Source organism: Chlamydia caviae GPIC (assembly GCF_000007605.1).
GTDB lineage: Bacteria > Chlamydiota > Chlamydiia > Chlamydiales > Chlamydiaceae > Chlamydia > Chlamydia caviae.
The window spans coordinates 565184-588626 of the sequence record NC_003361.3 but is presented as its reverse complement, the minus strand read 5'-3'; the positions used below and the strand labels follow the sequence as shown (position 1 = coordinate 588626).

The following is a 23443-nucleotide window of genomic DNA, read 5'->3' as shown; positions in this document are numbered from 1 at the left end:
ATCCATTAACATTATGAAAGTAATAAACTTACCATGACGACGAAAAAGGATAAAGCAAGGTAAATATTTCCCCTAAAGAAACATCTTTCAAAATTAGCTTTGTTCTTATGCATCCCATGATAGTTTTTCATAGTCTTGCAAATGACTAAGGCTGGGAAAAAAGATAATACACAACCTAATTTAGTGAAAGATGCAAGCAAAGACATCACTATATAAGATATTAAACTAATGATTAAGCATCCCGAAGCAATGCGGATAGCCTTTTCTTTTCCAAAACATGCAGGAATGCTGTAGAGCTTTTCTTCTCTATCGAAATCTAAATCCTGAATAGCGTAGATAATATCGTTCGCAGCGATGATCATTGCTGCTGTTATCCCCCATAAAGAAACTATGGTAAACATCTTCAAAGAAAGAGGGCCTGAGGATAAGGCATAAAAATTCATAAGAATTGCCAGATAATAAATTAACCCCAGTATCCAATGACATAAGTAAGTCACGCGTTTTGCATAAGCATAAACAACCATAAGAATAGTAGAGACTAAAGCTAGCCAGGTACATTCCTTATTTAAAAACATACATAGAATGACAAAGAAGAGCGAAGCTAGGGCTGCAACAAATGAAACGAAGTTGAATGAGAGCTTTTTTGAAGGTAATACCCTAAAAGAGGTTCTTGGGTTTTTCTTATCTATAGCGTGATCAATGATCTGATTTACCAAAATTCCCACTGTTCTCGCACAGAAAAAAGCAAACCCTCCTATCAGTAATGTCACCCACCCTTTCTTAGAAAAGTCTGGGGAAATTTCAGGGAATGTACAAGCAAATACTGTGGTCGCAGATAGAAATATGGCCGAAAATAGAGCATATTTCATGCTTAACAATTGGTTGAAATACTTTATTCGCATAGGACGTTTTTAATCCCCAGATTGCCAGTTAATAGATTGTAAAGAAAGGTTGCCGATATAGGATTCATCGCACCTTTGAAATAGGAGTGTGTTATAACACGATATCTTATAATTAAAATAGACTTTTATGATTCAAGATAATTAAGATGCTGCGCTTTAACTGCAAAATAGTATGTTTTAATTATGAAATTAGTTTTTTGTGAAGCGCGGTTTATTTGTTTCGCCCTGTTAATGTCCGCCCCTGCATCAGAGGCATTTTCTCAGGTTTGGGAAGCTAAGCATATTAATGATTGTGAACAAATCATCTCCTCATCTCAATTTTATCAAGGGCGGGGTCCATGGATAGTTGTAGCAGGTGGATCCTCCCCTACGGATGAAAATTATCACAAGGCTCAAAATATAAGTCTCTCATTAGCTAAAAATGGTTATTCCGTAGTTACTGGATCTGGGCTCGGAATTATGAAAGCCGCTAATGAAATTATTGTCAGGTCTCCCATATTTCCCATCGCCTACAAGGGATGATCGGAAATTCTTCAGGCTGTATCGTCTTTCCTGGAGGGCTGGGAACGGTAAGCGAGCTCTTTTTTGCTTTAGATAACTTTAGGTGTCAAGAAGTCCCAAATCCTATTGTCCTAGTAGATACACAGTTTTGGAGACCTTTGGTAGAGTGGATGAAAAACTTACACTACACCCATACATGTCCAAAAAATTTGCACCTAGTTGATTCATCAGAAGATGTTGTAGAAGTTATTTATTCCCATTACAAGAAGGACTCTTATAGATTCTCTTCTAATTAATCAAAAATTGAAAACTAACCCCGCACCTCTGTGGGGTTAGCCTTACTCTCTCTTTTCAAAAAAGTGTTATTACGCTTTCGAGTTCTATTATTATAATGCAAACTAATGAAGAGGTTTAAAAAGAAAATTGGATTTACACCATTTATAATTAAATGGTAGCATGTTTCTTTTAATGATTTAGTCTTTTAATGTATGTCTATTCCCGTTGATATTCAAGTCAGAAATTCAGAGAATCAAGTAAGAACGATTTCTGTTTTGGCGAATAACCGAAACTTTATTAAAAACGAAAGACAGACTTTCCTAGCTGTTATTGGAGCTTTTGTTCTAGGTATTATCCTACTTCTTGTTGGAGTGAGCGTATTAATCCTTCCTTTAGGACTCACCTCAGCCTTAAGTATTTCCTTGGGGGTAGCAGGACTCGTTATAGGTTCTGTGGTCATTGCCCATTGTCTTAAGGTTGTCTATTCTCAAAATGCTGTTTGGAGAAGAAATTATCTAGATATAAAAACTGCTATTAGAGGCCGAGGGCTAATTATTCCAAACGAAAAAAATACAGAGACTATTCTTTCCGTACTTTTCCCCTCTTCATTAGATGTTTTGACCTATGGTCGGGTGCATTGTATGGGGAAAACAAGAACAGTAATCGCAATGACTGAAATTGTTCTCGGTATAGGTTGTATCGTTGGCGCTCTTATTTCTGAGCTTCTGATCACTACTTGGTTCCGTCCTGGAATCAGTTTAGGGTTAGGCATCGCAGGAGCAGCCCTATTTGTTGGCGGTCTTCAAGATATCCGTGCCTTCAGTTTAAGCGCTCAAGGAGTTGCCCATTTATATTTGATGCAACACGAACAAGATTTAAGAAGAACTGAAAGGATCTTGTTTGAAAAAAGTTTAGAGAGCGCGGTATCACGCTCAAATCTATTGGAGAGGAATCTTCAGGAAGCTAATACTAAAAACTTTGACCTAACAACAGAGCTCATTGCACATAGTGCTCAAATAACGCATTACAAAAATCAAATTTCGAGTTTAAAACTAAATCAGCCTATTATCCCCCCACCTCCTACAATCTCCTCCTGGCTAGGCACAATTTCCTCATCTATTTCGTCTACATCGCAATTTTTAGGTTCCTTCTTACCTAGTGGGCGACAAACTGTTTCTTCCGCTATGGGAGGGGCAGCAGGCACACCTCCCCTACTTGCTATTACCGCGCCACCTGTCATTGAGAATACAGAACAGGACGAGGAAACTATAGAAAGCTTATCTATTAGCAACGATAATAACGAATCTGATGAAGAGTTTGAAGACGCTAATGAAAATATCAATCCTACATAGTTAGATACGCCTCTTTCTGACGCTCTTGGATTATAAAGAAATCTTGATAACTCTTTAGTTTTAATGGCATTAAAACTTTATTAGAGAGCTCTACTCTCCTATTCTCTGTGGTTTATTATTTCTTATTATTAGCATAAGAGAAGAAATTAAAAATCTTTCTATAATGCAAGATCTTATTTTCTCTCTTTTTAATGAATATTAATAATAATTTTGTTAAACTTTCTTCGATTTTTATTATTTTAAATAGTTTAGAATATGATTTCTCCTATATCACGTTCCTCCTCTCAAGAAGAGGCTATAGAAAAGGTTTCAGCATTAAAACGGGTATGTCAGGATGCTCATATTAGCCGCAAGGTTGTTAGCATTACCCTTATTGCTGTAGGTATTATTTTAGTTATATCCGGGATTTTGCTTCTAACTCTTACGATTGCTAGTTTGCCTTCAGCATTCTCTATTGCTTTAGGGGCTACCGTTCTTGCCTTAGGTGCAGGACTGATCGCCTTTGGGATAGCTATGCGCATTCTTAAAAAGCCGGCTCCTTCTCATCAAGAAGAAGACGTATTGGCTAGTGAAATCATAAGAATTAGCAGTTTGGTCGAACAGAAAACAGGTGAGGCTACCCGCCTACAAGAAGAGCTTGGTGAATCTCAAAGACAGATTTTAGCAATTTCCAAAGAACTTGAAACAGAGAAACGCGGTGCTGCAGATCTACAATTACGTTTACAGGAAGCTGAACAAGGATTAACGCAAGCTAGAGAAGAAAATCGTGCACTTCAGGCACGTCCTCAAGAGTCTGAAGCAGCCATTCAGAGAAAAGAAGAACGTATTCAAGAGCTTCAGGCTGCATTGACTTCGGAAAAAGAAAAGGCTCAGCAACTTGATGATAAAGTTAAAGATCTAGTTTCAGACGCTCAAAAAACATCTGTTCAGATAGCCACCCTTAGCGATGATCTTGCTAGAGCTGTTGCTAACCAAGAAGGTTTAATCAGTAGATTAACTGATGATTTTGAGAAGGAAGTTGGTAGATTAAATGGTCAATTAGCTGCAAAAACAAAAGAATTAGATGCAGCTGAATTAGTAATTCAGCACATACAGAAAAAAATAAGTGAAGGCGAGCAGGCAACGCCTGCTATACCAATGAGAAGAAGTAGCTCGACGCTTTCATTAAATGCTGGTATTGATGGCCTTTCAAGTCCACGCTCTCGTTTAAGCGCTTGGTGGGAAAATAGGAAAAGCTCAAGAAGCTCAAGAAGTGACTCATCATCAGGAGCAATCCCTACTTCTGAAAGTTCATCTTCACGTGAGCAATCTGCTGATGAAAGAAGCTCACAAAATGATACTGCAGAAGAAGCTGAAGAGGCTAAGGAAGACGTATAAGATTCATCTTCCTTTGTTGAAATTATCTTTAAAAAAAAGCTCGAAGTATATGCTTCGGGCTTTTTTTATATATCTAAACGGATGGCTCTTCTTTCTTTTTGAAGACGCAGTGTTTCATTTAAAAATGTCTGGGCAGATTGCCAAAGTATCTTTTCTGCGTCCTTTGCGTGTAATCTATCTTTGAGAATACTATGAATATTTGGGTGATCTTTAGCTGTAGAGCATTCTGGGAAGAACTTCTCGTGTTCATCAGAATAGAAAAAGTCTGTTCCTAGGACGAGTTTATCCAAGATCCCCAATTTTTCAGCATGATAGACATGCTGTTGCAAATCTTTTAAAGATGCTCCTACAAAGTAGTTCACAATATTTAAACCGATCACGCCGCCTCTAGATGCTATTTCTTTTGCATGAGCATTGGTAAGGTTCCTGGGGATATTTTGAACTTCTCGGAAGTTAGAATGGCTAGCAAGAACTTGCATGGTAGGCAGCTTATCCAGGGTATAATCTAGAATATCATCCGCGAGCCTATCACAACAATGGCTAAGATCTATAGGAATAGCCAATTGCTCCATAACCTCTAATAAACGCTTACCATCAGGAGTCAGTTTATGGGGATCAAAAACCCCTCCTCCAAAACGATTTCTCCCATTCCAGACAATACCTAAATAAGCAATAGGCCCCATGGAAAATAGCTGAATAAGCTTACGCAAAAGTTCACTGAGATGTTGGTAGTCAGAACCTAATGCTGAGGCATTTTCTATACTACGAATAATCGAAAGAGAGTTTTTACTGTTGTCTTGATCTACAATATCAGAATCAAAAGAGATCAGTTGGATGCGTGTATCCGATTCTGGAAGGCTGAAAAATAGTTGATTTTGTTTGTCAGCTTTTGGGGAACTTTCGCTATGTTCAGTAAATATAGCGCACACTTGTTTATTGACTCCCCCAGAGAGTAGTTGGTTAGGGGAACAACGGACAAAAGGATCATGATCAGAAAAAGTTTTGTGAGAAAGAAGGTCACAGTGCATATCTATGATCATGAAATCACCTAGTGTGGGTATAAGGCGCTAGATAAGACATAAGCTCCGGATATGAAGATGTCTGCTGATTATAAACAAATATAACTGTGGGATCCGAAGATCGTAATGCTTTTCGTAATGTAGGATAGAAATTCCATGGCTGAGGATCTTCACAAACACTACCCTGAAACCCCTCATGGAGTTTAAGAAACTCATTCAAAGCAGCACTATCTCTTAGCGTGTAAATTTTAACATGCTGAGAAAATGCATGCTGCGTTACACACGGCTCTATTGTCTCCCCCATAATCTCTTCAATCGCTTGTCGTGAGATTATCCCCTCACGATATATCTTTAATGGATCTGTAGATATTACTGTAGATTCTAATCCAAAGGAACATTGACCAGGAATAATAAAAATATCCTCATTCGGAAAATCTTCAACAACTTCTTCAGAAACTACTGCAGGAGGGAAATTTGAAATATTCGCAGAGGTTCCTAATAAAGGGCCTGATAGATCAATTAACCTTTCTACTACAGGAAGGGAAGGAATCCTAAAGCCTAACTTTTCTTGAGAAAATCTAGAATTCCTATGATCTACAAGTAAAGTTAAAGGCCCTGGAAGAAACTCTTGAGCTAGTTTCATCGCTTGTGAAGACAAAGGACAGCCTGAGAACTTTTCAATATCTTCAAGTGTGTTTACATAAATAACTAAAGGCTTCCCCCGCTCTCTATGTTTTAGAGAATAGATCTTCTCTTGAGCATTTGGAGAATTTAATGCCACAGCTAAACCATAGACGGTATCTGTTGGAAAGGCTATTACCTTTCCTTGATGTAAGTAATCTGCAGCTTGACGTAAAAAAAAATCTGGATCAGCACCGGACATAAACGGTCTAGAATTAATCGCTTTTAGAACTTTTGAACCAAAAATCGAATGATTGAGTTAAAAATCAGGTTTAATTTTTTCCTGGAAAGACTTTAGCATAGGCATGTTTCTAAATCCAAGTTTTTTAAAATAGATTTTATTAAAAAAGATTAAAACGTTTTTAATGTAAATGAAATTAATCATTTACCTTATAGAAAAAAGAATTCTAATTTTTTCTTGATAGTGCAGGTTCATAAGAAAGCCTTGATCTCTAAAATTAATCCGACTAACTTGGTCTAAAATTTCACTATAAAATTACCTTTGAGAGCATTCATGGATTATTCATTTTTTCGTCGTAAGTTTGCTGGATTAGACGCCATAGTATGTCCTGGAGATCCTGATGATCCCGTTATTATCTTTTGTCATGGCTATGGAGCAGATGCTGATAACTTAGCATTCTTTCCTTCAGCATGTCCTTTCAAAGGTATACGTCCTACATGGATATTTCCCCATGGGGTAGAAGATCTTTCTTATGAATTTGGAGAAGGCAAGGCGTGGTTTCCTTTAGATATTCCTTTATTTCAAAGTTTGATTTCGAATCCTGATATTACTCCTGAGACAGAACAGCAATATCAAACGTTATTTAATATCGACTTTGAAAAGCCAAAAACAGCTTTAGAGAATCTTATTGAGGAGTTAGGTCGTCCTCGACAAGATGTTATTCTTGGAGGGTTTAGTCAGGGTGCTATGATGACAACGCATCTTGTGCTATCTTCTAAAATTCCTTACCGAGGAGCTTTGATTTGTTCTGGAGCTTTACTATTAGATAAAGGGTGGGAAAACAATGTGAATCTTTGTGCGAAAGTTCCCTTTATTCAAAGTCATGGATATCAGGATGCGATTTTACCTTATTATCATGGGGAAAGGCTAAACAAGCTCCTCTCTTCACGACTCGAGGGAGATTTTATTTCTTTTAAGGGAGGGCATGAAATTCCAGCGCTCGTTTTACAGAAAATGCAGGAAACGATTCCTCTATGGACAAACACTTTAAGTTAACGCGCTAAACGATTATTCAGTGATACAAGTTGTAAGGCTACCCATTCCATACAACTTGTTGCTGATGAAGAGTTATCCAAAGCTTGATGAGCTTTCTCTATAATAATCAATACCTTTTCTAAAGGTAGTATAGGTAGATTCAGGATGTCTTTGGCGTATTTAGGATATGCCAGCGCGCTTGCAGGGATATTTAAAGAAAGCATAAAGCGATCTCTAAATAATTTAAGAAGAATTTCCAAAAGGACCTTAGCTTTATCTCTAAGCACCTGCTTATCTGTATCGGCGTTGCCTTTAACTATTTGTCCTACTTCTGTAATTTTCATTTTCCCAGAGGCATAGTTTAAAAGATATTCTATATCTTCTTCATTTGGGGCTACGTTTTCCTTGCCTTGAATATAGATAGATAAACTACGGGAAAGAATCGTTGCCGGGATACGCTGAAGTTTTGCCGATGTCAGTAGAATCACACTATGCGCGGGAGCATCTTCAAGAACTTTTAAAAACACAGAGATTGCTGGAAGAGTCATGCGATCTACTTCATGAATGATATAGATCTTATAACACCCTTCATAAGGCAGCACGCCTATCTGTTTTTTAATGTCTCTAGGAATCTCTATAGGATGCAATCTTCCTTTCCCTGAAGGGAAAAACTCGTGAATATCAGGATGAACTCTTTGGGTAATTTTATATTGTGCTTCAGGAGTATCTTTAATAAGGATATGCGCTGCTAAATCATACGCATATTGTGAAAGTAAGGATAATGCATTCCCATGCAATAAAATTGCATGAGAGACCTTCCCTTGATTAATATTATCAAGTAAGGCTTCCCAGGGGTCATTATCAACCTTTTCTTCTATTTGCATAACGCGAGTTCTGTATAGGCTGTCATTACTTTATTAAGAGACTCTTCGAGAGGTTGTCTCCCATCTAAAATAAGATAACTATTAGGATGTGCTTCAGCAAGAGATAAAAACCCTTCACGGATTTTTGTATGATAGGCTAAAGGTTTATCTTCGAATTTATCTAAAGATTTTTGCTGTTGTTTTCTTCTTAAGCCTTCATCAGCTGGAATATCTAAAAGACAAGTTAAATCTGGAAGAAACTTTTTCTCTCCTACGACATGATGACATAGGCTTGTCACATACTCTTTGCCTAATCCTTCAGCTATTCCCTGGTAGACAATTGTAGAATCGTGAAATCTATCACAAATGACAATATTTCCTGATTCTAATGCTGGAAATATTTTTTTAGTTATGTGTTCCGCACGTGCAGCAAGAAATAGAAACAGCTCTGTATAAGGGGAAATTGATGGTGTAGATGGTTCTAAAATCAAATCCCGCACTCGCTCTCCTAGAGGAGACCCCCCAGGCTCTCTAGTGGCAACAACCGCTTTCCCCTCAGCTATTAGCCTGTCTTTTAGGAGTTCTGTTAAGGAACTTTTCCCAGAACCTTCACATCCTTCAATGACTATAAACACAGCGTTTTCCTCTATACTTGTGGTGAGGGACTCTCTTGTTCGATATCTGCTAGAGTTTCATCTTCATTTAAAGAGAGTTTCTCCATAGCAACTAGGATATCACCGTCTTTAACATGGACTAAACGCACACCTTGAGTAGATCTTCCCATAACGCGTACATCTTGCATATTAATACGGATAGCTTGCCCTTGTGCTGACATCAGTAAAATACTGTCATTATCTGTAACGGAAATAGCTCCAAGAACATCCCCGTTTCTCTCATTGATAAGGATAGAGCGTACTCCTACTCCACCACGATTGGTTTCTCTGAAGTCTCCCACTTGAGAACGTTTTCCGAAACCATTATCACAAACAACAAGAACAGATTGATCATCTTTAACAATTTGGCAAGCCACTACACGATCATTTTCATTCTTTAATGAAACACCGCGTACACCACGTGCTGTTCTTCCCATAGGACGTACCTTGTCATGAGGGAAACGTACAGCCATGCCTAATCTTGTAAAGAGCATGACTTTTTCTTCCTCACTAGTAATATGAGCAGCTGCAATGAGCTCATCGCCGTCATCTATTTCTAAAGCACGAATACCTTTCTTTCTAGGATTGCTGAAAGCTTCAAGAGCGACCTTCTTAACAACACCATGTTTCGTTGCCAAGAACAAGAATCCAGCATTTTCAAAGTTCTTAACGTTAAGAACTGCTGCAAGTTGTTCTCCAGGACGGATGCCTTCAAGGAAATTAATAATCGGCTTACCTTTGGCGCGTCTTTCACCTTCAGGCAATTGCCATACTTTCAGCCAGTAACATTGACCAAAATTAGTGAAGATTAATAGGTAGTCTTTTGTGGATGCTGAATATACTGCTTTTAAGAAATCAGAGCCTTTCTTCATATCGAATCCAGAAACTCCGTGACCACCACGTTTCTGCTCTCTAAAGACTTTTATAGGCATTCTTTTTACATAATCATCACCTGATATGGTAATAATTACAGGTTCATTAGTGATGATATCTTCAATATCGCGGATATCATCAGCATCAAATTCTATCCTAGTTCTACGAGGAGTTTTATGAACTCTTTGAATGTCCTGCAGTTCATTTCTAATGATATCTTTGACGAGACCTTCGTCAGCAAGAACACGTTTGTAGTAAGCAATTTTATTTAGCAATTCATCGTATTCTTTTTGAATTTTCTCAGCTTCTAACCCTGTCAATTGGTACAAGCGTAATTCAAGAATAGCTACAGATTGCTGTTCGGTAAATCCAAAATTCTCAACTAGTTGGTGTTTAGCGTGCTCTTTACTATCACTATTGCGAATTGTACGAACAACCTCATCTAAACAAGAAAGAGCTTTTAAGAAACCTTCAAGAATATGCGCGCGTGCTTCAGCTTTATTCAATTCGTAGCGGGTTCTTCTACGGATAACTTCTGTACGGTGACGTATCCAAGCAGAAATCATTCTATGAATATTCATGGTCCTTGGGAGATTTTTATCCAAGGCAAGCATGTTAGCTCCGAAAGTCACTTGAATATCAGTAAACTTATAGAGACGGTTAATAACAATTTCCGATGATTCTCCTTTCTTCAGCTCAAGAACGACTCTGATACCATCTTTATCCGATTCATCTCGAACGTCTGAAATTCCTGCTAAGGTCTTATCATTAACTAGATCGGCAATTTGCTCGATTAATCTGGATTTATTTACATTGTAAGGCATCTCGGTGAGAATAATATTCTCACGATGCTTATCCGCATTCTCTTCTACATGAAGACGTGCGCGGACTTTTATTTTACCTCTTCCTGTATGGTATGTAGAGCGAATGCCTTCACCGCCACAAATGATCCCCCCTGTGGGGAAATCAGGACCAGGCATGACTTCTAAGATTTCTTCAATAGAAGCATTAGGATTGCTTAATACAAGTAGCGTAGCTTCAATTAATTCCCCAAGATTATGTGGAGGGATATTTGTCGCCATACCCACAGCAATACCCGAGGAACCATTACAAAGAAGGTTAGGGAATTTCGAAGGGAAAACAACAGGTTCGTGTTTTGTCTCATCATAGTTGGATACCATGTCTACGGTATCTTTATCTAAATCTTCCATTAGGAAGATCGCACTATGAGTTAGACGGGCTTCCGTATAACGCATAGCAGCTGCAGGATCACCGTCAATAGAACCAAAGTTTCCTTGTCCATCTACCAGTGGATAACGCATAGCCCAATTTTGAGCCATACGCACCAATGTAGGGTAAATAACACTTTCGCCGTGAGGATGGTAGTCTCCAGAGGTGTCACCGCAAATTTTCGCACATTTACGATGCTTGGCTCCAGGGGTAAGATTTAATTGTTTCATCGCATAAAGAATGCGTCTCTGTGAAGGCTTCAAACCATCACGAACATCAGGAAGTGCCCGGGAAATAATCACAGACATAGAATAACGAAGGTAACTTTCCTTCATTTCTTCTTCTAGATTTTTAGGGACAATGATTTCTTCTTTGTTAAACATAGTGATAACCGTCTCCTAAATATCTAAATTATTCATCTTAACTGATAGAGCGTGATTTTCAATAAATTCCCTTCTTGGCGGGACTTCTTCTCCCATAAGCATGGTAAAAATATGATCTGCCTCTACAGCATCTTTCAATGATACACGTACTAAAGTTCTTTGCTCAGGATTCATAGTCGTATCCCAAAGCTGATCTGCGTTCATCTCTCCAAGACCTTTATAGCGTTGGATTTCTATTCCCTTTCTTCCAAGGGCTTTAAGATGATCAATGACTTCTTTCAAAGTATAGCAAGTGTATGGAAGCGTTTTTGAATCTTCATTTGTAATCACCATCTCAGAATCTTTTGGATTGAGATAATGACGAATATCTAAACCATAATCACGGAGTTCTTCTTGGATCTCCGCAAAAACAGCCGTTTTATACAATTCAACAACTTTTACAGAATCTGGATCTTCAGATGACAAAACTTCTTTGTCTTTCTCTTCTGTAGAATGGAAGTAACGTCCTCCTTGTTTTCCACTTTTTGGAGGACAATAATATAGAGGGTACCCAGAAGTTTCACTGCGCATCTCTAAAAATTCAGAAAAAGGTATAGCTTTCTTCTCTAGAGCAACTATAAAACTTTCTACGTTTAAGATAAGCTTTACAAAGCTATCCAAAGCTTCTCCGCTTATCTCACGACCTCCATTTTTGAAAACAAGCTTACTATCCCCCACGCCTAATGTTAAAAGATAATCATCCATCTCTTTTTCAGAAAGGATATAGCGGAAGTCTTTCTTCTTGCTAACTTTATATAAAGGAGGTTGGGCTATATACACGCATTCATTTTCAATCAATGCGGTCATATGACGATAGAAGAATGTCAATAGCAGTGTACGAATGTGAGAGCCGTCAACGTCAGCATCTGTCATGATAATGATACGTCGATAACGCAATTTGCTTAAGTTGAAGTTGTCCGATCCGATACCACAACCCAAAGCTGCAATAATTGTTCCAATCTCTTGGTTTTGAAAAATCTTTTGTAAACGAGCTTTCTCTACGTTTAAGATCTTACCTCTGATAGGAAGGATAGCTTGGAAGCGACGATCTCTCCCCTGCTTAGCAGAACCTCCAGCGGAGTCTCCCTCTACAATGTACATCTCACATTTTTCAGGATCCTTTTCTAAGCAATCGATAAGCTTCCCTGGAAGTCGTGCGCTATCTAAAGCACTTTTCCTTAAGGTTAACTCTCTAGCTTTTTTCGCAGCTTCTCTAGCTTGAGCTGCAATAAAGACTTTCTCAACGATCATTTTGGCAATTTGAGGATTCTCCTCAAAAAATGTCGTTAGAGCTTCTCCGGTAATCTGTTGTGACACAGATCCTACATCACTATTTCCTAATTTCTGCTTGGTCTGACCTTCAAATTGAGGGTTAGGAACTTTAACAGAAACCACAGCAGTGAGCCCTTCACGGATGTCTTCACCGGTTAAGGATAACTTGTCATTTTTAGCTAGATTATGTGCTTTAATATAGGCATTAAGCACGCGAGTTAGTGCAGTAGAGAATCCTGTAAGATGCGTTCCTCCCTGACGAGTAGGAATATTATTAGCATAGGAATAAATGAGTTCAGAATATCCAGAGTTCCATTGGAGAGCTGCTTCGAATTCAATATCCCCATCATCCCCTGTGCGGATCCCAGAAATATAAATAGGTTCTGGGAAAAGACTTTCTTTATTTTGGTTTAAGTAGCTAACAAAAGACTGAATTCCGCCTTCGTAGAAAAAGACAACCTTATCGAAACTGACATCACGATCATCTTCAAAAACGATAGTGATACCTCGATTTAAGAAAGCAAGCTCTCTTAGTCTTTTAATGAGAATAGAACGATCGAAAACACATGAGGAAAAGATTTTGTTATCGGGATAGAAAGTGATTTCTGTTCCCTGCTTATCTGTAACCCCTAAAGGTTGCAAGGCTGTTACAGGAACTCCTCTGGAGAATTCCATTTGATAAGCTTGCTTATCTTTATAAACCGTTGCGACTAATTTCTCAGCCAAGGCGTTAACGCAGGAGACACCAACCCCGTGCAATCCTCCAGACACCTTATAACTATCTTTATCGAACTTTCCCCCAGCATGAAGCACCGTGAGAACAACTTCTAAAGCAGAAACATCTCTACCTTGTTTCTTAGATTCCTTTTCATGAATCTGTATTGGAATCCCTCGACCATTGTCGGATATAGTAATACCACCATCCTCTAAAATCCTAACATAGATTTCAGAACAATAGCCCGCCATAGCTTCGTCGATACTGTTATCTACAACTTCATACACTAAGTGATGAAGTCCTGTAATTCCAGTATCTCCAATATACATCCCAGGACGCTCACGAACGGCTTGAAGCCCTTCTAAAACGGTAATAGCTGAGGCGTCGTAACTTTTTTCTTTTGCGTCCATACATTATCCTAACAAAAACTGTATTTCCTTGATCTTAGCGTGAGGAACTACTTGGTGCAACCGAGCGATTAAACTACTTTGATTCGTTTGCTTTAGCGAAGCATACAAAGAAGAACTGTAAATCTTTACCAATAGAATATGATCCTTAAACCCTAAAGCTTGGAACATTCCATTATACTTGGTTCCTAACATTTCATTCCATGCTTCTATTACTTCTTTAGGATTGGCAGCGACAATGTGCTCTATTTTCTTTAAATATCCATTTAAGTAATGCTTTGCATGTTTAATTGTAGAAGCTGTTTTTTTAGAAGTTTTCGTTTTGTGTAACTCTCGATTTTTAAGGAAGGGAAACATAAAACACCTAAAAGAAATACAACATAAATGTCTAATGATACGTTGCATTAAAAGAATGCCTTATATCCAGCAGCGCGAAAAAAGTCAATACAGCTTTAAGCGTCCTGTTGGCCATCTTTTTTAGACAACAACACGACTTATTCATGTCGGGTTCTTGATAAAAATTAAACAACAATCCAACGGAATACTTAAGAATAGAAAAGTTTTTTACTTATAATTCCCTTAAAGATAGCCACCTTACGTGGATTCTCCTGAGCAAGAGCTTTCTCATCTTTGCATAATTATCTCACGCATCTCTTTGAATGTATCTTTATGCTTCCTAGACACTAGGTCTAAAACCACTAAACATTCAAAAGCCATTGGAATAACAAAGATAGATGGAAGAGGTGCTATCAAAACAAGCGCAAGCAAAACCACTGTCAGAAACATCTATACTTTTCATTGAGAAATTAAGTGATTCATTCCGCCAATGTTAGAGTATAGACCGCATAGATTAATGAAGTGAAAAGCTTTCTTTGTATTTCGCATCAAAGAAGTCTTTCACAGAAGCACTCTCAAATAACTGACGTAATTTCTGTATTTGCGGACTATCTACATCTTCAGAGCGTACAACAACAACATTAGTATACTTAGATGTGTGAACATCCTCTAAGCAAAGGCTATTTTTATAGGGATAAAATCCTGCAGCAATAGCAAAATTTCCAGGAATAACAGCGGCATCTACATCGGGTAACGAAGATGCTAATAAAGGTGCTGCAATCTCTATAACAATAACTTTTCTATCCCCACAACCACAAACATCTTTCGCTGTCATATCTAGATGAGAAGATTTTTTATAAGCAATCAAACCACAATCTTTCAATAGATCGAGAGCGCGTTGCTCATTTGTCCTGTCTACAGGAACAGCAATACGTAATTGTTTTCTGCTTTTAAGCTCATCAAGAGATTGAATCTTATTAGAATATAACCCCATGGGCTCTAAGTGCACTTTAGCTAAGACAGTCAGCTTTCCTTCACACTGATAATGCGAGCATTCATCTTTTAAGAAGTCTTCGTGTTGGAAATAATTTGCCTCTATTTGTTTATCTAAAAGTAAACGGTTAGGCACACGATAATCGTCTACAGGAAGTATTTGGAGACGTAATCCTAAGGATTTTGCTTCTTTTTGCAAGCTATAGAGAAGTTCAGCGTGTGGCGTTGGACTGGCAGCGATACGCAAAACTTCTTCAGAGTTCTTATTACACCCTGTTAAAGAAGCTAATAAAGCAACTAGCGCTAGTAATTTTATTTTTTTCATAGAATCCCCCGACGTCTTAGTATACGCCGTCCCCAAGTATCCCCCAAAATCCGGATACCTTCAATAAAAAACAAAGTAGTAACCAATACAGATAGCGTTATGGAAAAATCAAAACGATAGTAACCATATTGCAATAAAATCTGCCCCAATCCTCCACCCCCAACAAACCCTGCAAAGGTAGAGCAAGCAATCAGGTGTACAACTAACGACTTTAATGAAAAAATTAGCTGGGGGAAAATTTCTGGGAAAAGAATATCTTTTACAATTTTTACTTTAGGGATCCCTAAAGCTATAGAGGGTTCAACACATGTTAACGCCCCCACACGCAACGCATCAGACACAAAAGAAGCGACTAAAGGTAAAGCTCCCAAAGTTAAAGGCACTATGGAGGCTGTTGCCCCTAAAGAGGTACCTACTATCCACCGCGTTACTGGGAATAAAATAACTATTAAAATAGCGAACGGAATAGCGGTAAGGAAACTCAACACAATGGAAGTTGTTGAATGGATACTTTTCATTGGTTTCAATCCATAGGGAGCTGTTACGAAAAGTCCTAATCCTAAAAGACCACCTAAAATGGATGAGAAAAAGAAAGATGCAGCTACCATATATAAAGTGCTACCTGTTTCTTTAATTAGCAGATAGATCATGTCTGTTTGCACGTCTTCCCCTCGCTATTTTGTCTTCTGGAGTTGTTGTATGATAACTCCCTTCTTGATAAGAATATCTTTTGCCTTTTCTCTTTCCTCCTTATCTCCAGATAAAGCGATGATAAGAAAGCCTAAAGGAACCTTACGAAAGAGATTGATGTCTCCAGAAAGAATATTGATAGAGATTTGTCCATCTTGAATCAACTTACTTATCATTCCTTGAACCGCTAAACCTTGTGAGAAACCTAATCTTAGAATTTCTTCATTCTCACCATGATTGTAAATCCCCTTAGCGATCGAATTCATATGAAAGAGCTCCTCGGTAATCGAGCTGCGAGGATTTAAAAACAGTTTTTCTGTAGGACCTAATTCTTCAATAGCACCTTGATGCATAACTAGAGTTTGACAACAGAGTTTTTTAACTACTTCAATTTCATGTGAAACAAAAACTTGAGTAATGCCTCGCTCTTCATTTAACTTTAGTAATTTATCAGTGACATCTTCTGTTGATCTAGGATCTAAAGCGGAAGTGATTTCATCACAAAGCAAAACAACAGGGTCGGATACAATAGCTATTGCAATAGCTACCTTTTGTTTCTGCCCCCCGCTTAATCTACTAGGATATGCGTGCTTCCGTTCATATAGATTTAAGAAATCCAACGCATTGTCCACTTTCTCTTCAATCAAAGATTTTGTCATATCGGGGTAATGAAGTTTCAAAGGATATACTATATTTTCAAACACAGTTTTTGCTGAAAACAGTCCACAACTTTGAGAAATATAAGCAACACGCTTAGCAAAGGCTAAGCGAGAATTGGTTTTGTCTGAGTGAAGGTTGTGAAACCCCGCGACGGAGATAGATCCTGAAGTTGGTGAAACAAGAAAATCTAAACAACGCAATAAGGTGCTTTTGCCGGAACCGCTATGGCCAATAATTCCAAAAATTTCCCCGGGGAAAACTGAAAAGGAGATATCGTTTAAAATACGATGATTTCCTATTTCTTTATTTACTTTTTGTACAGAAATGATAGGAAAGTTTTTCTCAAACACAAAATCAACCTAAAAATTCATAAAAATCCCGCCTATGCCATTAAGAAGAAGATGAATGATGGTTCTGGACACGAGATACGCATTTTAAGGTCAATTTTAAATATTTAAAATATAAAAAGTGAATAGAGATTAAATTATAAAAATCCCTATTCACGGGACTCACTTAACGAATTACCAAAGAGCCTTTTATAAAAGTTTTGGGAGAATCTCTCCTGCTATTTTTTTAGACAGAATGAATCTTATTAATTCTCGCTCAGAAATTCCTAAGGCACTGCATAGCCCATCAATTTGTCGGTAGGTAAACAGTCCTAGAGAGTACCCGCCTAATATTAATGTTGAGAGAAGAGCCCCAATAGCTTCCTTCCCTGCATAAGGAAGATAATTTTTCAGACGAGACTGAAGTTTTGGTGCACCACGAACGGCTCTTAAGAATGAGAACATCTTAGATGTTGATGCAGGAGGATTATTCATTAAGAATTGGCTGGCTTCTAAAGATGCTGCGTTTAGATTTGTATTGCCTCTATTCCATATGTCATATCCCAATCCTGCTGCAGTCATTGGTAGACTTGCGCCCAGCTTCTCAAAAATACGTTGAGCTTCCTTAACAAGAGTTTCATCTTGTTCGTCACTTGTTTCAGCTAAGTCTCCCATTATTGTAATTGCACGCGCGCTATAAGGATCGATATGCTCATATAGTATATTGATAGCATTTTGAGGATCTGGCAGAGGGTTTCCTTCCGGGTCTAAATCATTGATGCGCATAAGTGCTTTTACTTCTGGATTTCTATCACCATGCACAAACACTAGGGCTCCGAGAACGTTCCCAGAGTTCAACATTTCAAGAACCATCATTTTGTCTTCTTCAGATATCCTTAATGCCTGTACTGACCCCACGATATTCGAGGCGAGGTTCTGATTACATAGACACCATCCTGAAAGCAATACGTTGAAAGTGACTAGAGATGCTGTGTAGGCAACCAACTGCTCTTCTTGCGTCCGTAATGACAGATTCGACATCTTCAACACTCGAATAACATCCAATAATTTCTCCAATTTTTCAGGATCTTTTAAAGCATCATGCAACCAAAAGGCACCGTAAATCTCGCTTGAAAATGCATCTTTCCCACTATAGGTAATAGATAGCACCGGGTGATTATCTCTACCGAAAATTGGCGGAGTAAACATCGATACTATTTCCCCAGTAGTTATAGGTATCTCTCCTTTTTTTACTTTATCCCAAAATCTCGCAATGCTCCCGCAGAAGTTAGAAAATGTTTTACAAGCAGTGTTGTGATCTTTTTTATATCTCGGATGTTTATCTATACCGGGATGAACACCTCTATCAGCAATATCGAGAAAGTGCAATAGACTGCTTTGAAATAGGGAATCCACGTCCATTTCTACGGATGGTCCTGCCGCAGCCGCAGGTTCTTCAGCAACACCACCTGGAGGCACCTCCTCCTGAACATGGGGAAGAACATCGGGAGCCTCTGCAGGCGCCTCTCCAGGAGAGGGCTCGAAAATTTCTGCCAACCGCTCTTCTGTAGGGGCGACTGGAGGTGTAGGTGTAGAAACTGGCGGCAGAGTCGGTGTAGGAGCTAGCGAAGGGGGGCGTATTGAAGATTCTTGAGTTGAGACCCTCGGAGCTCTAGTGCGGGTTCTCAAACCATATCTTGGAGGTTGTGTGATTTTTTGAGGCTCTATATTTCGTATTAAATCTAAAGAGAAGTTAGCAAATGCTTCGCGAAGTTCTGCGGAAGCTTCGGAAAGATCAAAAAGTACTTTTCTGATTTTGAGAAAATAAGAAGCAAAAAATATTAAAGACACCGCCGTAGCAACCACAAGTGTCAACCCCAATACTATGCTAAAGGCAATAGGAACCCCAGGAATCAATTGAAGAATCAAGATTGTCAATAATAAAACGGCTGCGACTACTGCCGAGATTAAGCTGACAATTTGACACTGCCTTATCTTACACGCGATATCTTTCTGCTTAGAGGTAATAGATAGCGATTCAGTAAGATCATTTAAACGGGGATTCAGATTGATTGTAGGCTGAGACATTTAATTTTACTCTAAAACAAACGAAGTAGTACTCTATTTTAATTGTTTAAAGATTTTAAAAAGTATAGTTTTTTATTTTTCTATGATTCTTCTATAAAGATTCTTGACAAATCTTACTGATTACTCACAAACTGACCATTGTTACCACTTAAGGAGTCTCGATTGTATGTCAAAGATACATGATTTGCTTGGCAATGACGCGGAAAATTTGTTGAAATATGAATGCAAATATATCCCTAAAGAAAGTCTTACCCTTCCCTCCCCTGACTTTGTTGATAAAGTTTTCTCTTATTCTGATAGAAACAATCTGGTATTAAAATCTTTGCAAGCTATGTTTGCTCATGGAAGGCTAGGAAATACCGGTTATCTTTCCATTCTCCCAGTAGATCAGGGCGTAGAACATACGGCAGGAGCCTCCTTTTCCCCAAATCCTATTTATTTTGATCCGGAAAACATTATCCGATTAGCTATAGAAGGTGGTTGCTCTGCCGTAGCTTCCTCTTATGGAGTTTTGAGCCTACTTTCACGAAAATATGCTCATAAAATTCCCTTTATGTTGAAGCTTAACCATAATGAGCTTCTATCTTACCCAACAACATATAATCAAATTTTCTTTAGCCAGGTAGAAAGTGCTTATAATATGGGTGCTGTTGCTGTAGGAGCAACTATTTATTTTGGTTCTGAAACATCTTCTCAAGAGATTGTCGCAGTCTCTCAAGCTTTTGCAAGAGCTAGGGAATTAGGCTTAGCCACAGTATTATGGTGTTATTTACGAAACTCGCATTTCGTGACCAATGGCGTAGATTATCATACAGCTGCAGATCTAACCGGTCAGGCAAACCATTTAGGAGCAACCTTGGGTGCTGATATCGTGAAACAGAAACTGCCCACATGTCAAGGAGGTTTTAAAGCTATCAAATTTAGTAAAACAGATGATAGAGTATACTCCGAACTCTCTTCAGATCATCCAATTGACCTCTGCCGTTACCAGGTACTAAACAGTTACTGCGGTAAGGTAGGTCTTATTAATTCGGGAGGCCCCTCGGGAAAAGATGATTTTGCAGAGGCAGCAAAAACCGCTGTGATTAACAAGCGAGCTGGAGGTATGGGATTAATTTTGGGAAGAAAAGCTTTTCAAAGACCTCTTACCGAAGGCATACAATTATTAAATTTGATTCAAGATATTTACTTAGACCCAAGTATTACAATAGCGTAATCTAATAGAAGGCTCTTATGCATACCCATTCAAAATCTTCAAAACCCCTGGGCACGTTTACTGTTGGGATGTTATCTCTAGCAGTAGTGATTAGTTTAAGGAACTTGCCCTTAACAGCCAAGCACGGCTTATCGACGCTTTTCTTTTATGCTCTTGCCGTGGGCTGTTTTATGATCCCCTACGCGCTTATTTCAGCCGAACTAGCATCTTTTAAACCTCAAGGAATCTATATCTGGACTCGCGATGCCTTGGGAAAATGGTGGGGATTCTTCTCTATATGGATGCAATGGTTCCATAATATGACTTGGTATCCAGCTATGCTGGCATTTATTGCAAGCACACTCGTGTATAAAATTAATCCAGAACTGGCCCATAACAAAGTCTATTTAGCAACTGTTATCCTTGCTGGCTTTTGGGGTTTGACCTTTTTTAATTTCTTTGGGATTAGTACATCAGCCCTTTTCAGTTCGGTCTGTGTTATCATAGGAACTTTAATTCCAGGAGCAATCTTAGTTACTCTAGCGATTTCCTGGATTGTCTCTGGAAATCCTATAGCCATTTCTCTTTCTTGGGGTGATCTACTCCCTGAATTTCATGGCATGTCCTCTTTTGTGTTGCTTTCAGGTATGCTTTTAGCCCTTTGTGGATTAGAAGCTAATGCCAATCTAGCCTCAGATATGGTCAACCCTAGAAAGAATTACCCTAAAGCTGTATTCATTGGAGCTGTTGCTACTTTAGCTATTTTGGTTTTAGGATCACTTTCTATAGCTATTGTTATTCCTAAAGAAGAAATCAGCCTGGTTTCCGGTCTTGTTAAAGCGTTTTCTCTATTTTTTGATAAGTACAATCTTTCTTGGATGACAAGCATTGTTGTTGTTATGACAATTGCTGGGTCTTTGGGAGAGCTTAATGCTTGGATGTTCGCAGGAACTAAGGGATTATTCGTATCTACACAAAACGATTGTCTTCCTAAAATGTTTAAAAAAGTAAACTCAAGGAACGTTCCTACGAACCTTATGCTATTTCAAGCAATTGTAGTTACTTTGTTTACTTTGCTATTCTTATGTTTGGATTCAGCAGATTTGGCCTATTGGATTCTTAGTGCTTTAAGCGTACAAATGTACTTAGCTATGTATATTTGTCTATTCATTGCTGGGCCTGTTCTTCGTATTAAAGAACCAAAAGCTCAACGTTTATACTCAGTTCCTGGGAAGTTTTTTGGTATCTGCGTACTTTCATTCTTAGGAATACTTTCCTGTATATTTGCCTTATGGATTAGCTTTTTACCTCCTCAAGAGGTCACACAGTTATCGGCAGCAGGTAAAATAGGTTATTCAACCTTCTTACTACTTGCTTTCTCTGTAAACTGTATGATACCTTTTGGCATCTACTATGCTCATAAGAAACTAATGAAATAAGTCTAATAAAAGCAGCTCCTTAAAAATATTTTAAGGACTGCTTTTCCCCATTTTCTAATCACACAAAATCCACATCTTTTCCCAAAAGAACATCTCCTAGAACAAAACAACGTCTATTCTTCGAATAAGTTGGGAAATAAAACTTCTAAGAAAGAGTTAGAAGAAATAACGCTGGTTACCTCTTCTATACTTACTCCCAGGTGATTTGCCATGACTTCGAGCTCTCTTCTATTCGCCATCCCCGCACTAAATAAGCCGGTAATCATCGGTTTAAATAAAGCTTTCCAATGAGCCATAGACATGGCTTTCGTGAGCAATCCCTGGATAAAACTTTGGTACTTAGAATGGCTATGAAGAAGCTCTATAAGTAAAAAAGGATTAGCAACTAGGCCGTAATAATTATCACGAACAAACTCACTTAAATTAAAAATTCCATTTAAATTTCTCGCTAGAGCAAATCTAAATTTCCAAGAAGAACATGCGGGTAAATTTAAGCAAAAAGTCATTCTTAAATTTAGATTATCTATAACGGAACGTAACAAAGGATCATTTTGTATATACCCATCGGAGTTCATACCGCGATGAATTTTATGGCATTCTGTTGCAGCTAATCCACGAAGAGATTCTTCTAGAAAATCAGAAAATCTATCACGCAACTCTGGGTCTGCTCTAGAAAACATTAAGTGAACGAAATTCCCACTTTCTAAATAAGATCGCACCTCTTCATTAAGAAGATCTGAATTGTAAGATTCTAGAATATTGATACAAGGCTCACCCACATACAAACCATAAAGCCAAAGATTAAACGACTGTAAAGCTTTACGAATATAGGCGAGGCCTCCTGGGCGGGCACGCCAAGATTCAGCAATTTCTATAAAGTTCTCAAGTAAGAAGCGATTGATATTAGGTTTTTCAAGAATAAGAACAATAAAGTCTACAAAAGAGTGCTGCATCAACAGCTCACTCCATGTTTGTAAACAATGACAAAGCGATGTCTCTTTTTCCCTAGAACTTAATGAAGGAATAAATAAGTCTTTTATCTCCTTAAGGACCCCCTGAATTAAGTTTCCTGATTCCTGACCACAATGCACTACAGCTTTCGTAAAGGTATTAGCGAAATTCATCAGAGACGTTTCCAAACTTTCTACTCGTGTAGAAATATTTTCCCTATAGGCAGGATTCTCACGATAAAATGTTCCAGAAATAAATACATGCTCAAGAGTTCCCTCAGATAAGCTAGGGATTTCCGTCTCTATAATCTGGTCAGAAACCGATAACTCTAGCAATGTTTGTAGAAAAGTTTGTTCCTCTGTCGAAAATTCCATCTCGTCAGGAAGAGTAATTTTTGGAAAAATCCTCTTTTCAGCATTTAAAATGAAAATGAGAACTAAACCTATCAAACATACTGACGTAGCAATGGCAGAAAAGCAAAGTAACGCCATTAAAGATGTGAGAACATTTGCTCCAACAAGTACTGCTCCTATAATGCCAATAACAACAATGATGGAAAAAAAGATGACCATAATCATGATATCTCTAGAAACACACCGCTTGTATCCTTGAGTATCTAAAGGCTGATCTGAGGAATCTTTTTTAGAATGTAAGTGCAGTATCGAAGAAATAAGAACCTTT

18 protein-coding genes and 1 pseudogene are annotated in these 23443 nt (G+C 38.3%); 6 read left to right on the top strand and 13 right to left on the bottom strand.

All coding sequences use genetic code 11. The annotated features are described in order from the left end of the window. Positions 1-11: 11 nt before the first annotated feature. Entirely contained in the window at positions 12-902 is an 891-nt protein-coding gene (locus CCA_RS02595) for a 4-hydroxybenzoate octaprenyltransferase (protein ID WP_011006475.1), read from the bottom strand. Between the two features lie 231 nt (positions 903-1133). Here CCA_RS02595 and CCA_RS02590 point away from each other — a divergent pair. The 3 genes and pseudogenes from CCA_RS02590 to CCA_RS02580 all read left to right on the top strand — a co-directional run bounded on the left by CCA_RS02590 (position 1134) and on the right by CCA_RS02580 (position 4408). Next, a pseudogene (locus CCA_RS02590) lies at positions 1134-1699 on the top strand (LOG family protein). 192 nt (positions 1700-1891) lie between these two features. Continuing rightward, on the top strand, positions 1892-3031 hold the full coding sequence (locus CCA_RS02585; protein WP_011006474.1) for a CPSIT_0556 family inclusion membrane protein: 1140 nt from the start codon (positions 1892-1894) through the stop codon (positions 3029-3031). A 255-nt stretch (positions 3032-3286) separates the two neighbouring features. After that, a complete protein-coding gene (locus tag CCA_RS02580; RefSeq protein WP_011006473.1) occupies positions 3287-4408 on the top strand; it encodes a DUF308 domain-containing protein in 1122 nt (373 codons plus the stop codon). Positions 4409-4473: 65 nt separating this feature from the next. Here the strand turns inward: CCA_RS02580 and CCA_RS02575 are convergent, their stop codons facing one another. Both CCA_RS02575 and CCA_RS02570 read right to left on the bottom strand, forming a co-directional pair. Continuing rightward, positions 4474-5448, bottom strand: coding sequence for a membrane dipeptidase (locus tag CCA_RS02575; protein ID WP_011006472.1), 975 nt, complete (start codon positions 5446-5448; stop codon positions 4474-4476). Positions 5449-5452: 4 nt separating this feature from the next. Beyond that, positions 5453-6310 (bottom strand): L-threonylcarbamoyladenylate synthase, encoded by an 858-nt coding sequence (locus tag CCA_RS02570; protein ID WP_011006471.1) that lies wholly within the window; start codon positions 6308-6310, stop codon positions 5453-5455. Between the two features lie 312 nt (positions 6311-6622). On the opposite strand from CCA_RS02570, the gene CCA_RS02565 reads away from it, so the two are divergent. Then, on the top strand, positions 6623-7345 hold the full coding sequence (locus CCA_RS02565; protein WP_011006470.1) for a hydrolase: 723 nt from the start codon (positions 6623-6625) through the stop codon (positions 7343-7345). Here the strand turns inward: CCA_RS02565 and CCA_RS02560 are convergent. From CCA_RS02560 to CCA_RS02515, 9 genes are all read right to left on the bottom strand, one after another. Next, positions 7342-8208 (bottom strand): PRK05917 family protein, encoded by an 867-nt coding sequence (locus tag CCA_RS02560; RefSeq protein WP_011006469.1) that lies wholly within the window; start codon positions 8206-8208, stop codon positions 7342-7344. The two genes, CCA_RS02565 and CCA_RS02560, sit on opposite strands and share 4 nt — an antisense overlap. Further along, a complete protein-coding gene (gene tmk, locus CCA_RS02555; RefSeq protein WP_011006468.1) occupies positions 8199-8822 on the bottom strand; it encodes a dTMP kinase in 624 nt (207 codons plus the stop codon). The genes CCA_RS02560 and tmk overlap by 10 nt, the downstream gene beginning before the upstream one ends. Before the next feature lie 11 nt (positions 8823-8833). Further along, on the bottom strand, positions 8834-11326 hold the full coding sequence (gyrA, locus tag CCA_RS02550) for a DNA topoisomerase (ATP-hydrolyzing) subunit A (protein ID WP_011006467.1): 2493 nt from the start codon (positions 11324-11326) through the stop codon (positions 8834-8836). A gap of 15 nt (positions 11327-11341) precedes the next feature. Further along, a complete protein-coding gene (gene gyrB / locus CCA_RS02545; RefSeq protein WP_011006466.1) occupies positions 11342-13762 on the bottom strand; it encodes a DNA topoisomerase (ATP-hydrolyzing) subunit B in 2421 nt (806 codons plus the stop codon). Between the two features lie 3 nt (positions 13763-13765). Beyond that, a complete protein-coding gene (locus CCA_RS02540; protein ID WP_011006465.1) occupies positions 13766-14116 on the bottom strand; it encodes a DciA family protein in 351 nt (116 codons plus the stop codon). A gap of 493 nt (positions 14117-14609) precedes the next feature. After that, entirely contained in the window at positions 14610-15413 is an 804-nt protein-coding gene (locus tag CCA_RS02530; protein WP_011006463.1) for a MetQ/NlpA family ABC transporter substrate-binding protein, read from the bottom strand. Next, entirely contained in the window at positions 15410-16021 is a 612-nt protein-coding gene (locus CCA_RS02525; protein WP_193328806.1) for an ABC transporter permease subunit, read from the bottom strand. Before CCA_RS02525 ends, CCA_RS02530 begins: the two co-directional genes overlap by 4 nt. A gap of 66 nt (positions 16022-16087) precedes the next feature. Continuing rightward, positions 16088-17113, bottom strand: coding sequence for a methionine ABC transporter ATP-binding protein (locus CCA_RS02520; protein WP_011006461.1), 1026 nt, complete (start codon positions 17111-17113; stop codon positions 16088-16090). 186 nt (positions 17114-17299) lie between these two features. Beyond that, positions 17300-19177, bottom strand: a complete 1878-nt coding sequence (locus CCA_RS02515; RefSeq protein WP_011006460.1) for a CT214 family putative inclusion membrane protein — start codon at positions 19175-19177, stop codon at positions 17300-17302. Between the two features lie 166 nt (positions 19178-19343). On the opposite strand from CCA_RS02515, the gene CCA_RS02510 reads away from it, so the two are divergent. Then, positions 19344-20393, top strand: coding sequence for a class I fructose-bisphosphate aldolase (locus CCA_RS02510; protein ID WP_011006459.1), 1050 nt, complete (start codon positions 19344-19346; stop codon positions 20391-20393). Between the two features lie 17 nt (positions 20394-20410). Further along, positions 20411-21811, top strand: a complete 1401-nt coding sequence (locus tag CCA_RS02505; protein ID WP_011006458.1) for an amino acid permease — start codon at positions 20411-20413, stop codon at positions 21809-21811. Positions 21812-21924: 113 nt separating this feature from the next. Here the strand turns inward: CCA_RS02505 and CCA_RS02500 are convergent, their stop codons facing one another. Further along, entirely contained in the window at positions 21925-23334 is a 1410-nt protein-coding gene (locus CCA_RS02500; RefSeq protein WP_041462266.1) for a CT214 family putative inclusion membrane protein, read from the bottom strand. Positions 23335-23443: the final 109 nt, after the last annotated feature.

Coding starts and splice junctions, on each gene's coding strand:
- gyrB (WP_011006466.1), bottom strand. CDS start 13,762: ATGGACGCAAAAGAAAAAAGTTACGACGCCTCAGCTATTACCGTTTTA.
- CCA_RS02540 (WP_011006465.1), bottom strand. CDS start 14,116: ATGTTTCCCTTCCTTAAAAATCGAGAGTTACACAAAACGAAAACTTCT.
- CCA_RS02515 (WP_011006460.1), bottom strand. CDS start 19,177: ATGTCTCAGCCTACAATCAATCTGAATCCCCGTTTAAATGATCTTACT.
- CCA_RS02530 (WP_011006463.1), bottom strand. CDS start 15,413: ATGAAAAAAATAAAATTACTAGCGCTAGTTGCTTTATTAGCTTCTTTA.
- CCA_RS02580 (WP_011006473.1), top strand. CDS start 3,287: ATGATTTCTCCTATATCACGTTCCTCCTCTCAAGAAGAGGCTATAGAA.
- CCA_RS02575 (WP_011006472.1), bottom strand. CDS start 5,448: ATGATCATAGATATGCACTGTGACCTTCTTTCTCACAAAACTTTTTCT.
- CCA_RS02525 (WP_193328806.1), bottom strand. CDS start 16,021: ATGGTAGCTGCATCTTTCTTTTTCTCATCCATTTTAGGTGGTCTTTTA.
- CCA_RS02500 (WP_041462266.1), bottom strand. CDS start 23,334: ATGGTCATCTTTTTTTCCATCATTGTTGTTATTGGCATTATAGGAGCA.
- CCA_RS02505 (WP_011006458.1), top strand. CDS start 20,411: ATGCATACCCATTCAAAATCTTCAAAACCCCTGGGCACGTTTACTGTT.
- CCA_RS02510 (WP_011006459.1), top strand. CDS start 19,344: ATGTCAAAGATACATGATTTGCTTGGCAATGACGCGGAAAATTTGTTG.
- CCA_RS02595 (WP_011006475.1), bottom strand. CDS start 902: ATGCGAATAAAGTATTTCAACCAATTGTTAAGCATGAAATATGCTCTA.
- CCA_RS02560 (WP_011006469.1), bottom strand. CDS start 8,208: ATGCAAATAGAAGAAAAGGTTGATAATGACCCCTGGGAAGCCTTACTT.
- CCA_RS02565 (WP_011006470.1), top strand. CDS start 6,623: ATGGATTATTCATTTTTTCGTCGTAAGTTTGCTGGATTAGACGCCATA.
- gyrA (WP_011006467.1), bottom strand. CDS start 11,326: ATGTTTAACAAAGAAGAAATCATTGTCCCTAAAAATCTAGAAGAAGAA.
- CCA_RS02585 (WP_011006474.1), top strand. CDS start 1,892: ATGTCTATTCCCGTTGATATTCAAGTCAGAAATTCAGAGAATCAAGTA.
- CCA_RS02570 (WP_011006471.1), bottom strand. CDS start 6,310: ATGTCCGGTGCTGATCCAGATTTTTTTTTACGTCAAGCTGCAGATTAC.